Annotated in this window: 9 protein-coding genes; 4 read left to right on the top strand and 5 right to left on the bottom strand. The window is 39.5% G+C overall.

Going from position 1 to position 13,909, the window contains the following annotated elements; genetic code table 11:
- Window positions 1-14 precede the first annotated feature (14 nt).
- Complete coding sequence (locus G8Y84_RS08510) at window positions 15-881, top strand: SDR family oxidoreductase (RefSeq protein ID WP_103159554.1); 867 nt, start codon at window positions 15-17, stop codon at window positions 879-881.
- A gap of 204 nt (window positions 882-1,085) precedes the next feature.
- Here G8Y84_RS08510 and G8Y84_RS08505 read toward each other — a convergent pair whose 3' ends face one another.
- Window positions 1,086-6,020, bottom strand: coding sequence for an Ig-like domain-containing protein (locus tag G8Y84_RS08505; RefSeq protein ID WP_165806287.1), 4,935 nt, complete (start codon window positions 6,018-6,020; stop codon window positions 1,086-1,088).
- Window positions 6,021-6,253: 233 nt separating this feature from the next.
- On the opposite strand from G8Y84_RS08505, the gene G8Y84_RS08500 reads away from it, so the two are divergent.
- A complete protein-coding gene (locus tag G8Y84_RS08500) occupies window positions 6,254-6,457 on the top strand; it encodes a hypothetical protein (protein ID WP_105965720.1) in 204 nt (67 codons plus the stop codon).
- 83 nt (window positions 6,458-6,540) lie between these two features.
- On the opposite strand, the gene G8Y84_RS08495 is transcribed toward G8Y84_RS08500, so the two are convergent.
- The 4 genes from G8Y84_RS08495 to G8Y84_RS08480 all read right to left on the bottom strand — a co-directional run bounded on the left by G8Y84_RS08495 (window position 6,541) and on the right by G8Y84_RS08480 (window position 10,902).
- Window positions 6,541-7,755, bottom strand: a complete 1,215-nt coding sequence (locus G8Y84_RS08495; protein ID WP_037575896.1) for a Bcr/CflA family efflux MFS transporter — start codon at window positions 7,753-7,755, stop codon at window positions 6,541-6,543.
- A 41-nt stretch (window positions 7,756-7,796) separates the two neighbouring features.
- Window positions 7,797-8,432 carry a cyclase family protein gene (locus G8Y84_RS08490; RefSeq protein ID WP_037575898.1) on the bottom strand — a complete coding sequence of 212 codons (636 nt, stop codon included), beginning with the start codon at window positions 8,430-8,432 and terminating at the stop codon, window positions 7,797-7,799.
- A 58-nt stretch (window positions 8,433-8,490) separates the two neighbouring features.
- Entirely contained in the window at window positions 8,491-9,372 is an 882-nt protein-coding gene (locus G8Y84_RS08485; RefSeq protein WP_037575900.1) for an alpha/beta fold hydrolase, read from the bottom strand.
- A gap of 111 nt (window positions 9,373-9,483) precedes the next feature.
- A complete protein-coding gene (locus tag G8Y84_RS08480) occupies window positions 9,484-10,902 on the bottom strand; it encodes a phosphate--AMP phosphotransferase (RefSeq protein WP_037575901.1) in 1,419 nt (472 codons plus the stop codon).
- Between the two features lie 421 nt (window positions 10,903-11,323).
- On the opposite strand from G8Y84_RS08480, the gene G8Y84_RS08475 reads away from it, so the two are divergent.
- Window positions 11,324-12,019, top strand: a complete 696-nt coding sequence (locus G8Y84_RS08475; protein ID WP_105963346.1) for a transglycosylase family protein — start codon at window positions 11,324-11,326, stop codon at window positions 12,017-12,019.
- A gap of 659 nt (window positions 12,020-12,678) precedes the next feature.
- Window positions 12,679-13,539, top strand: coding sequence for a CHAP domain-containing protein (locus G8Y84_RS08470; RefSeq protein ID WP_037575911.1), 861 nt, complete (start codon window positions 12,679-12,681; stop codon window positions 13,537-13,539).
- The last annotated feature ends 370 nt before the right edge of the window (window positions 13,540-13,909 follow it).

Genomic DNA, 13,909 nt, shown 5'->3' with positions numbered 1-13,909 from the left:
TGAGGTGAATAAGAATGGATTTACAAAAACTACATGATGAAATTAAAGGCTATACGCAAGACACACAACCCGGTTCTGAAAAGGACATGAACCCTCGACCTGTCTGCGAATTAGACAGTTATCAACCTGCGGGCAAATTAAAAGGGAAAGTCGCATTAATTACAGGCGGCGATTCTGGAATCGGTCGCGCAGTTGCGATTCTTTTTGCCAAAGAAGGAGCAGATGTGGCTATTGGTTATTTAAATGAACACATCGATGCCGAAGATACAGTGAAACGTTTAGAAGAAATTGGCGTTAAAGCAAAAGCTTATTCACATGATTTACGTCAACCTGACGAATCAAAAGTGCTCATTGATAAAGTTGTGAAAGAATTCGGTGGCTTAAATATTTTAGTCAATAATGGTGGGGTTCAATTTCCACAAGATGACTATGCCGACGTGACGCCAGATCAAATTAAAGCGACATTTGAAACCAATATTTTTGGCATGATGTATTTATCACAAGCGGCCCTTCCTCACTTGTCTTCAGGCGATAAAATTATAAATACAACTAGTGTGACGGCTTATCGAGGTTCTGCGCATTTAATCGATTATTCATCTACAAAAGGAGCCATTGTTTCATTCACACGTTCACTTGCGACGTCCCTCATGGAAAAAGGCATTTATGTGAATGCAGTGGCACCTGGCCCTATTTATACGCCTCTCATCCCTGCAACATTTGATGAAGACAAAGTGGAAAATCAAGGTGGCGATACACCTATGGGTCGTCGCGGACAACCTGCAGAGCTCGCACCGTCTTATGTCTTTTTAGCATCAACAGACAGCTCTTACATGACAGGACAAACGCTACATCTTAATGGTGGCGACTTCTTAACTTCATAAAACAGCATTCAATATTTCGAAGTGGGTAGCGATGTTACCCACTTCTTTTTTTCAAAACTAAAAAGCAAGAGGTGTCTTTTGGAGCGGACACCTCTTGCCTTTATGATACATATTTATTTTTTATTCTAATGGGGACTTAAGAAAAATGCCCCCTCATTTTTCCCTTCATGTTGCAACAGTCTAAATCCTAATTAAGTTTTCAACTTAGCTTTCTTTACGTCTTTTGAAGACACGCACGATGAACGGAAGGCCGAGTAAAGTCAGTAACCAACCTGTTTTCGTAGAAGTCGATACGTCTCCTGATTCAGGTAATACTTGCGTTGTGTTAGTATTTGTATTTTCTCCTTGTGTCACATGAACAGGCGCACTCACTTTTGTTTGAAGGGTCTCTTCATAATAGGCATCTACTTGCGCAATGACTTCTGCTTCAGATTCTAAAGCATGCAGTCCGTGCGCTTGGGACGCTCCCACTTTATTAATGATTGGCTGCTGAATTTCTTCATTAGACACGGTTGCGGATGGCTCAAGTTGAGAAGTGATAGGTGACACTTCCACAGTTGCGGTCTCCATTGTAGAGGAATCCGGTACGTTTGCTTGTTCCGATGTTTTCTCTGTCGGTTCCTCCACTACTTGTGGCTCTGGTTCACTTGGTTCTTCCGGCGGTTCTACTGTCGGTTCCTCCACTATTGGTGGCTTCGGTTCACTTAGTTCTTCTGATGTTTCTTCCGTTGGTTCTTCCACTACTGGTGGCTCCGGCTCACTTGGTGGTTCTGGCGTCTCTTCTGTTGGCTCCTCTGCCACAGGTGGCTCCGGTTCACTTGGTTCTTCCGGTGTTTCTTCAGTCGGTTCCTCCACCACTGGTGGTTCTGGTTCACTTGGTTGGTCCGGTGTTTCTTCCGTTGGTTCCTCCACTACTGGTGGCTCCGGTTCACTTGGTTCTTCCGGCGTTTCCTCTGTCGATTCTTCCACTACTGGTGGTTCTGGTTCACTTGGTTGTTCTGGCTCAACAGGGACGTCTGCTTTCGGTCCCACAAATGTCACAGTCAATCCAGAATCATTTCCTTTTGTATCTGTCGCAAACGCGTTAATACGATTGTTTTCGTATAATTGTATCGTATCTGGCAATTGTAAAGTATAGTTGCCATTTTCATCTGCCGTCACACCATAGGCATTCGTATCTTCTATCACAATCATGACACGACTCAATGGCACACTTGTCCCACTGATTGTACGGTCGCCTTCACGAATTGGGAAGATGACTGGTTCTGGGAAAGTTTCTGCTACTTCTGGTTCTGGTGGTACAACCTCTTCTTTCGGTTGAACCATTGTTACCGATGGTGTTGAAGCATTTCCATAAATATCTGTAGCCGTCACATTAAAACTGTTATTTTCTAGTAACACGACACTGTTAGGCACATCTATCGTAAATGTTCCGTCCGCCGTTGTGTAGGTTTCTATCACTTCGCCATTATTAAGTGCGATGGAAATATGACTGTTAGGCTCACTTTGACCTGTAATAACGCTATCTCCTTCAGTAACTGTGTTAACTACGGGTGCTTTTGGTGCTGTCGTATCTACAACGTAAGCATACGCAGGTTGAGAACGATTGTTAGATTGATCATATTCAAAGACATAGATCACATCGCCAACGTTTAATTGCACTTGTGTTTCATAAGGCACGCCGACCATCCACGTGCCGTTTTTCCCAACTTTCGTCTGCATAATTTGTCCATCCGGGAATCTCACAAGAATGATATCGCGATAATGCTCGCCTGTACCTCTCACGATGTTATCACCGTACTCTAAATTCGAGACCCCCGGTGCTTGTGGTGGAATCGTATCTATGACTTGTGTCGACATTGTTCCCGATGTATTTCCAGCCGCATCATGTGCTGAAGCAGAAATCGCTTCCCCTAACATTAACGATGCAGGCGCTTGAACAGACCAAGTTCCGTTCGCTAACGCTGTTGTTTCAACAGTCTCTCCATTCGCAAATGTAACTTTGACCATAACATTCGGTTGGGCTGACCCATTTACAACATCAGTTCCTGCTTGAGGCGTATAAATATTCGGTGTATTCGGCGCAATTGTATCAATGACTTTCGTTGCGACCGCTTGAGACGCTTGTAAGCCTTCCATAGACGCTGTAATCGCAAGGGTATCATTCACTTGAAGTGGCGTCGTTGTTGGAACAGTCACTCCCCAAACCCCTTGCGCATTTGTTGTGGTTTGAAGGACTTCATTGTTCGGTAATGTAACCGTAATCGTCGCATGAGGGGTTGCCGTACCATAGACCTGGCGCTGATCCAGTTGCACCGGATTGACTTTCGGCGCATCAAGTTGGGCTTGATCTAAGTATGGCGCTAATAGTGCACGTAAGCGAGTTTGATTTGCCGTATCTGTATAAGGCAAGCCTTCAGCGATACGATACAATTGCGTGCGATAATCACGTTCAGGATGCGCATCCATCAAAGTTATGACGCGCTCGATGTCACTTTCTAATGCATCTAAATAACGCGCATCCGCATCTGCTTGTGTTTCATTATTCACGATAAACCCTTTATCCGTCAGTGTGTACGTCACCGTCTGCATCGCTGCATCTTGGAAATTGAGACGTTCTCCTGTTTCAGGACGTAGCACTTGGCGTCGTGACTCAGCCTCTTTGTGCATCACTGTAATCGTATCTCCATAATTCATTGTAAAAGTTTGTTCTGTCGCTGTTAATTTCTCATCGCCAATGAATATTTTATCTAGGAGAACTTCTCCATTTTGTGTTTGAATTGTGACTTGTGCATAAGGTTGATTTTCAAAATAAATATGAGGCTGTCCGTTATTATGTCGGTATGCGACTTCTTTTGTGCTTGGATTGAACGTAATGGTAGAAACAACGCCATCACTAAGACCTTTAATGGCGATTTGTTGTGTCATAAGTTTTTGTACATCTGACGGTTCAGGATAGTTCAATGTCGCCGTATTTTCTCCATTTTCGCTTACAATAAGGTAAGTATGTTCTGGTAAGGCATATGTTGTTGATACGGGCGCCACCACTTTGTAAACCCCTGCACGCACGGAATCGAATAATACACGTCCATTTTGAACCACCGCTTCTGCGACAATGGTTGACCCATCTTTAAGTTGTACTTTCGCATGTGGCGGTAATGTTTGACCATTTAAATTAACAGTAATCGTCGCTGCGGCTTGTATCGTCGTATCTGCGAGGTCTGAAGATTTGACGAGTTCATAGATCGTTTTTAAATCCAGACGGTCGACATATTTTTGACGTTCTGCCTCATCAGTGATGAGTGATGCTAATGGATAAATGTAACTATTATTATAAGTGTTTAAACGGTCTTCCAATTGTGGAGACGTCGGGACATGGAACAAGTCAAAATAAGCGAGGGCATTGGCACCATTTTGAGCTAACATATATTCCCCTAACCATCTTGGCACATCTGTCGGTAAACCTTCTCTTGCGGCTTGTTCACGCATTTGTTGAAGCATTCCTGCAAATGCATCCATACCCGCAAACCGTGTCATACGCGTCATAAAATCAAGTTTTTCTCGCCCCCCTAAACTGTTGAACGTAAAATCGGTATTGCCTGATAAATATGTGTCATGAATCCGTTGTTGTGCTTCAGTTTGTTTATTTTGATATAACCAATCACTGCCAAGCTTTTGAACCTCTTGTTCGTAATGATGGGCATACACATTATTAATAACTTCTAATAAGTTTACGTTTTTGTCTTGTGCCATCACGCCGTCATAACCATGACCAATTTCGTGTAAAATCAACCATCCTTTTTCCAAATAACCATAAACAGAATTACTGTTCATCCCCATATGATCATTCGACCAGTAGGCCGTCCCGATTCCATTTTTGTCTGGCATTGTAAAATATTTATGTCCAAAGTTGTAACTCACTGAAGTCGGATCATCAATTAATCCTGCCCATTGATCATAGTGCGTAACGACATCATCATAATACGTAATAAGTTCATCTAAACTTGTAAATAAAAATTTAGACGTATTCGTTTTCATTGCGAGTACACGGTCTCGATCGACACGTGGGATTAAAATCGCATGTTTATCGCCATCTACAAAGGCAAAACTCGCGTCTTGATCTACCCACTGTGTTTCGAATGTTTCTTGATTTTGTCCTTTGCGATAAGTTGGTAGCGCTTGGAACAAATTGTTTTCAATGTAATATTCTATTAAAGGTTCAGAATCAAGCCCTCTTGGCATATACATGAACGCCGCACTATCCACGGTCGTGCGAATACTTGTCCACGTGCCGTCTTTAGAAACGACAGCTGTTTGATTCGTTTGGCTATCGTCTGTGACCAAATTAACTTTCAAATCCGCTTCGTTCGAAGGTTTTGCCTGACGTACATATAATGTTGTATCTGCTGGCAAGATAACACCTAGACTTTCACGCGCCTGGCTATTTCCTCTTCCCATCCCAATGGTGCGGGCTATTTTTGAGCCCGTTAAGACAGGAATGGATTTTTGATACACACGTTCTTCAATACCGTCTACAGCAACTTCTGTGGCACTCGCTTCTGGAGCGGGTTCGTTAATGGCGGAAACCGCACTCGCGTTAGTTGTCGCTCTAAGTTGAGACTCGCCTTGTTCTTTTTCAGATGTTGGGGGAGCCGTTGCTTCATTTTGCTTTGTCACTGGCGTCTTATCTTTTAAGAACTCATCTTGAGAATTGACTTCGGGTAATGAAGCAGTCGTTGTCTCTAGTGGTGCTTTTTCTAGTGATGCATTGTCCGCGGTAAACTCTTGCGGTGTATTTTGCGTTGATGATTCCTTTGGTTGCTCTACTTGAGGCGTTGTTTCTTCTGGTTGCTCTACTTGAGACGTGACGGTATCAGTAGTTTGTGATGTGTCATTTTCTGGAGTAACTTTATCGTTTTCCAACGTAACTTCTGAAGGTTGTATCACTTCTTTATGCACGTCAGGGGGTAAATTTTCTGAAGTTGTAGCGCCATTGCCAGATTCAGCAGCTTTTACATGATCTGTCACACTTAAAAATAAAAATGTGCCAAACATCACTGAGGCAAGACCAATATTAAATTTCCTTATAGCGTAAGTTTGTCGTGCACGTGGGTATTGCTTTGGGCGTTTTGTATCCAAATCGTTCATTCCTTTTACATATATTTTCTTCAATATAGTTTTGATAGTTATATAGTAACAGTAAACACCTAAGCATGAAAGTAAATTTTATCGTGTGATTTATAATTCTATTTTTAACACATCACTGACATTACTCCTTCTTTAGGTTGAGAATAATATATTCCAAAAGCCCCATGCTATGCGCTTTTTCAACCTGTATAGTAGACATATAAGAACTTAAAGGAAGTGAATTTATGAAAACTTTATTACGCGCTATTGTCGGCATAGGTCTCATTTATGCCTCTGCGCAATACTTTGGTTGGACGCCACAATCACAATATCTGCCTCAGTTAAACTTTGATATTTGGCATAGTCGACTCACTGATACCCTAAACCAACTTTCCACATTACAGACCCTACCATTTCAAGCGTTAAACAACATCCCTTACGACGCTTGATAATATAAAAATAGCCATCAAAATTTATTCTCAGATAATTTTTGATGGCTTTCTAACTTTAGATGAATACTCGTCCTGTGTCTTTATGATGCAATTTGATGTTTTAATCGATGATAAGTTAAATGTCCGAGTGTGAGTAATAAAACAACAGTCGCCCCTAATACAACACTGTACGGAACCACACTTTCTGGGCCTTGAATCCCAATCAATGGCGCAATGGCACTTCCTAAAATGAATTGCACTAATCCTAAAAGGCTAGACGCACTTCCGCTACCCCCTGTTCGCATTTGCATCGCTAATGAAAACGCGAGCGGTCCAATCGCCGTTACTGGCGTCACTGCAAAAAATAAAGTGATAATTAACATAGCCAGTGGTAAATGTAAAAGTAACACAATAATCGTCATGATGGCGCCTAACACTTGAATCATCATAAATAATGTTAAAACACTCAGTTGTGACCACCAACGTAAACAAAGGTTTGAAAGTTGACTTGAAATAATAAGGCCAATGCCAATGAAGACCATTAATAAGCTAAATGATTGTGGCGTCATGCCGTAAACATTTTGTGTAATAAATGGCGCGCCCGCCCCAAAACTGAAAATCATAATATACGTCACACCTTGTAAAAGCATCGGCAAGACGAAGGAAGGAGCCTTCATCAAACGACCAAAATCTTTAAAAACAAGTGAGAGTTTCATTTGTTTCGTCTGTGTTTGTTGGACTTTTTTCATATGGGGATGAAGCGCAACAGCTATAAATAAGAGCACCCCTATCCCTGCCAACGCTAAAAAGATGTAACGCCATGACCCAATGGAAAGTAACACGGCGTTGGCGAGTGGCGCTAAAATCGAAATAATCCCATTAACGACCATGAGTGCCGTGAAGAAGCGGCTAAGATGCGCCCCTTTTAAACTTTCACCGGCTGTCGCACGCGCAATAACGATGGCACCTCCTCCAGCCAAACCTTGGATAAACCGTAATACCAATAACAACTGCACTGAAGCACTCATCGCTATAATCAGAGAAGCCACGATGAGTAACACTAAAATGGAGAGGGCTAATTTACGACGTGAAACGCGGTCAGCCATCACTCCAAAAATAAACTGTCCAAATGCGATCCCAATCATCGCAATAGATAACGTCAACTGTGTTTGTGAAGTTGTCGTCATTAAATCTTTTTGGACAAGGGGTAACGCTGGACTATACATATCAGATAATAAAGGGCCAAATGCTGTCATTGTCCCGAGTAAAATAATGAACAATATCGGCATGGATGGCGTTTTTCCTTGCTTTTCCATACTTTTTTCCTCGATTCTTTATGAAAATATTCATTATTGTATCATATTCTATCCTGTGATGAGTGGAGAGGACGGAGGACTGCACGGATATAAGAGGCGTCACCCCCGACAATTTTTAAAGGCAATCCTATAAAGTCATACACCCCTGGTGAAACATGCGCTAACCGCAAATTCTCAATATTAAATATCTCGTTGTTTATCATATGATGATGATTTTCAAGGCTCTCTGAGTCGATAGGATCAATGGAGGGGACGTCCACTCCAATCACTTGCACACCTTGCTGAGCTAAAAAATCAATGGCATCAGTGGTGAGCACAGGGACCGTTTCAGGAAATTGACTCGGATTAGAGTGGGATTGGGTTTTAAATAAAACGATTTCCCCTTCAATTACTTCCTCTTTTAATATAGATTCATCAATTCTTGGTGTGTCTAAAATTTCAATAACCGTCGCTCGACCAATAAAGGGGTCTATTGGCAATTGATCAACGGTAGCCCCTTTATCATCGACATGTCGTGGCGCATCCACATGCGTTGCAATATGGGTACTTCCCGCTAATTTTGCAATGTTCGTTGCCCCGTTATTCGCTTTCGTTTCAAAAAATTGAAGTTCAAAAGCAGGATCTCCCGGCCAAGGGGCCCAGTCTTTTGAAAGTTGATGCGTAATATCAATCCACATGTTCCCGTTCCTCCTCATTTTAGGATAGAAAATGAAAGGAGTAAGACGGTTTACTGTCCTACTCCCCCATATTCAACCACATATTAATGTTGTATTCAATACTCCCTAAATTATTGCCGGCATCTTGATCTAACACACGTAGAAAATCAAGATGGCCTACTTCAGGATAAATAATCGACTTCACCTCGGCATTGCGCGCTTCAAATTTTTCAACTGTAATCGCAGAGTCTTTGTTTGGGAAAATGACATCATCTTCACCTAATAAAAACAACACTTTTGGCATGTGTTCGATTTTATCAATATCCTCCAAGTAGTCTGCTTTCAACGTATACATTAAATCTGTAATCATGGCGTCCACAGGCGCTAGATACTCCGTAAAATTAAATTTATCATTGTGTTTTTTAGAGACCCCTTGCTCTAAAATAAATTCAGGAATACTCTTAATCATACCGTCTTGTTGATCGGGTTTAATATCTTTAATCAACTCATAAAATAACTTCGAGAGGCGCAATTCTTTATAATCTATTTTGGCTGCGCTATTTAAATAGATTAAATGGGTAATCGGTAACGTATTATAGCCCGCAATTTTTGTCGCAATCAGTCCACCCATTGAATAGCCAATCATGGCCATGCGTTTAATTTGGCTTCCTGCTAATTCTAATTGAAGTGCTTCGTTAATACGTGTCGCATAGTCTTCTAAGTTGTGGTCCATTCGCGTGAGCGCACTACTTTTGCCTCTTCCCGGACTATTAATAAAAATTAATTTCGCATGATGCAAATATTTGGCGAAGACGGTCATAATTTTGTAGTTCATAATGGCGCCATGGAGAAGTACAATGACATTTTCTGATTCATGATTTCCGATCGTGACCATTTCTAAAATGTCATCCCCGTGTTGCGATAATTTAACTGTGTATGGCTCGTAGTGATTAAATAACATGAAATTTCCTCAGTCTCTTTTCTAACTTTTGTAATATACATCGGAATGATTAGTTTATCTATTATTATAGTAGAAATACGTTAAAAATGCATAAGACATAAGGCGTATTTTTTAATATCGTTTCACGCCCCACAATCTTTCTTCACATTTTTGAATGACATATTTTAACACTTCTATACGTGCTGACTTTTTGTGATCAGCCGGAACAATAAGCCAAGGGGCATGCGGTTGATTCGTTTTTTGAATCATATCATGACTCGCTTCTAAATAAAGGTCCCATTTGTCTCGATTTCGCCAATCTTCATCTGTAATTTTCCATTGCTTATTGACGTCCTCTTCACGATCTTTAAATCGTTTTAATTGTTCTTCTTTATCTAAAGTAAGGAAAAATTTCAATAAAATCGCACCTTCATTGACCCACATTTCTTCAAACGCATTGATTTCGTCATAGGCTCTTGTCCATTCATCATGTGAAGCAAATCCTTCGACACGTTCAACGAGCACGCGACCATACCAACTCCGATCAAATATTTCAATGTGGCCACTTTTAGGCATGTCTTTGGCGAAACGCCATAAATAATGATGATTTAACTCAACATCGGTTGGTGCACTGATGGCGTTGACTTCATAACCTGTGGGATCTAAATATTCTCGAATCCGTTTAATATTTCCGCCTTTACCTGCCGCATCCATTCCTTCGTAGACTAAAATCAAAGGGATTTTACGTTCATACAAAGCGAACTGCAACTCTCTTAAGCGTAATTGTAAGGAAAGCACCAATTCGTCATAGTCACGTTTTTTCACTTTTTGAATGTCTACATTAAACATGTCTGTATCAAAATCAGGCGTAAAATCACCTTCTTTTTTCTCTTCTCGTTGATGATAATTTTGAATAGCTTTTTCTAAACGTTCTATTAAATGTTCATACATCTGTTGAATGGCATGTTCACGACGTGTATAGTCAATGACTTCCCATTCTTTATCAAGTAAATGTTGAAATTCTTCTTGATACGTCACTGTAGGAATGACTTGTTCATATTCTTGCGCTTTCCAATGTGTGAGCGGGTTATCTTTCATTTGGGCAATATGTTCTTGACGCTTTTCTTCATTAATTTGGATGTAAAACTTTATAATTTCGTGATTATCATTACGAAGCATCGTTTCAAATTCATAAATTTCATTTTTCAGTTTATCGTAATCTTTGAACGTACTTTTTTTGATTTCATGAATTTTATAATCAATATAATGCGCGTACCAACTTCTAAAGTAAATATTTATATGGCCTTTAGCAGGTAATGTGTTCCAGAAGTTTTGTAGAAATTGAAACCTTAAGTCATGTTCAGAAGGCGTTTTTGTCGCAATAAATTGTGTATATTTAGCATCTAAAGTCAGTAATAAGTCGTTCGTTAAACGTGTTTTCCCTGATGCTGGGACCCCTTCAAAAACAATCATGACAGGGATACCTAATGCGTGTGTTTCTCGTGTTAACTCTGCGGCTTTAAGTTGTAAAGCTTCGATTTTATTTTTCATTATATTCACCTCGATTGATATTAATTATACGGTTTGGGAATCCATGCAATCAAACATTATTTGAGAAATTTCAGTTTTATAGTGATTTTTCATTATGGATTGAGGCGCTTTTTTTCGTCATCTAAGTTACATTTAGATGAAACGCTGTAATATTTGTAATATACTCCATTTTTATTTTAATTTTCAGACAATATTTTGAAAACTATGAGCGCCCTTTTTATACTTATTTCTATTAATTAAAATATATAAATCAAATAACAATAATATTACATAAGTACGATTTGAAATATGGCTGTAATGTTTTGTTATTCACTCGTAATTTACATCTTTTCTATAGCCTGTTAGAGTGTGGTTGTTGAAATTTTTAGTTAAGCAAACTTTTGAAAATGAAAAAAATATTTTATTGGAGGATTTATAAGTTATGAAAAAAACATTATTAGCATCATCATTAGCAGTAGCAATCGGTGCGACAGGTGTCGCTGCACATACAACAGACGCGCATGCGAGTGAAGCAACTCAATCTTCAATCGATCAAGCGCAATTAGCACAAAAAGCATTAAACAACGATCAATCATTAAATGAATCACCTATCCAAGCAGGTGCATACGATTACAACTTCACATACGAAGGTACAAACTTCCACTTCTGGTCAGATGGTACTTACTTCGGATGGTCTTACAATGGTTTTGGTGGACAAACAGCATCTGAACAAACTTCAGTAGCTCAACCAGCTCAAATCCAAGACGTTGCAAGCCAAGCTTCAACTCAATCAGAATCTAACACAGCTGCAAGCACAACTCAACAAGCATCTTCAGAAGCTCCAGCTGCAACAGAAGCACCTAAAACAACTCAAACTTCTACAAGTGGTTCAGGTGTAAACTCACACTTACAATTAATCAAACAACGTGAATCAGGTGGCGACTACTCAGCAGTTAACCCTTCATCAGGTGCTGCAGGTGCTTACCAATTCTTACCATCAACATGGGATTCTGTAGCACAACAAGTTGACCCTTCATACGTAGGTGTTAACCCTGCACAAGCTCCAGCTGCAGTTCAAGATAAATTCGCGCAACACTTATATAACACTGGTGGCGCTGGTCACTGGGTAACAGCATAATTTAATGCTTAAATAAACTGCTCTGGTTTAATACCAAGCTCATATAAAGAACCGATGAGGTCAATGACTTCATCGGTTCTTTTTGTATGTCAAAAAGCATGCGCTTGATTATAAAAACTGTATCAATTCTTTTTAAGAGATCTATTTTTCGCCTCTTATATAAACACTGTTTAGCTTTCTAATTTTCAAAAACTACTTTTTTAAAATGTGAGTACTAAAATTTGATCCACCGTTTTGTTCGAAACGAAAAAACGTGACGCCTTTCTTCTATTATATTATAATCTCAAATCGTCTGTTTTTTTATAGGGTTGACTTTGGTATAAATTTTATACATTCTATAAATAAATTAACCATTAATAAAAACGGCTAATTTATTTCAAAATTTTATTTTCCTTTCACACCCGATAACTCAGGTTTATTTTTAGATCTTCTTTTCTCAAAAACAGCAAATTTATCCCACAAAACTTTATAATTTTATATTTCCACATAGGTTTTAATGAGACGATTTGTTGTCTTTTGTTTCATTTATGTTACAGTACCACTTAAAATTGTTTACAATGCTTTACTTAGAAATTATATATGCTATGATTCTAGAGGATTACAAAAAGCACTTAGAAAATCGATAATAAATATTAAATTTGATAGGGAGACTTTTTACTATGAAAAAATTAACTACTGCTACAATCGCTACATTCGGCTTGGTTACTTTAGGAGTTGCTGCACAAGACGCACAAGCTGCAGAACAAAACACAACTTCTGCTTATACGACTTCTTACTCAGAAGCAACTCATGACTACATCACTATCGACGAAAATGGTAACAAACACCACACTTTAGACGGTAACTGGAACCCATCAATGCAATACGTATACTACACATATGATGCAAACGGAACTTATGACTATTACTACTACTCTAACGAAGCTGTAGATTACAGCTACGCTACTGCTTACAATACTGTTGCTACACCAGTTGTACGTGACAACACAAACTACACAGAATACACTGGTCAAACAACAACTTACACAAATGCGGCGACACCACAGTACGCATCATATAATACACAAGCTTCAGTGCAAGCACCAACTGCTTCAACTACAAACTATAATTACACAACAACAACAGCACCTGCTGCGTCTACTTCAGTACCAACAACAGCTCAAACAAGTGCACCTGTACGTTTCACTTCAACTGGTGGTGCTAACCTTTACACTGTCGGTCAATGTACTTACTACGTATATGATCGTGTAGGTGGCGGTATCGGTAACACTTGGGGTAACGCAAGTAACTGGGCAAGCGCTGCGCGTGCTGCAGGTTACACTGTAAACAACACTCCAAGAGCTGGTGCAATCATGCAAACATCTGTAGGACCTTACGGACACGTGGCTTACGTTGAAAGCGTTGGCGCTAACGGTTCTGTAACAGTATCTGAAATGAACTACGGTCACGGTGCAGGCGTCGTTACATCTCGTACATTATCAGCTAGCCAAGCAGCTACACAAAACTTCATTTACAGATAAGATTAAATTAATAGATATTGGGATGAATTACTCTATCCATTTTAATTTAGATAGTCTTCAAAATTTATTTTCACATAAATTTTGAAGGCTTTTTTAATACAACTTGAATTAGCAAATAAGCATTAGTAGCTTTAAATTCTTTAATAGTCTTTGATAATTAAATCTCTTTCATAATGTCTAAATTACATTCCTACAAATCCTTCTTATTTCCTGAATCCTAGTGTTTTTTAATAGTTGATTCCCAATTTTTCCTAATGTGAATACGCCAAGCGAGTTTAATAATTCTTTATCCTCTTAAAACTGTACCAAGAAGCGTGACTTAAATTCCGTTTTTCAATGTAAAAGTTATTCATTGTCTATTTACTTTAAC

This window comes from Staphylococcus sp. 11511212 (assembly GCF_011394755.1).
Taxonomy (GTDB): Bacteria; Bacillota; Bacilli; order Staphylococcales; family Staphylococcaceae; genus Staphylococcus; species Staphylococcus chromogenes.
This window is presented reverse-complemented; position numbering and strand designations above follow the sequence as displayed.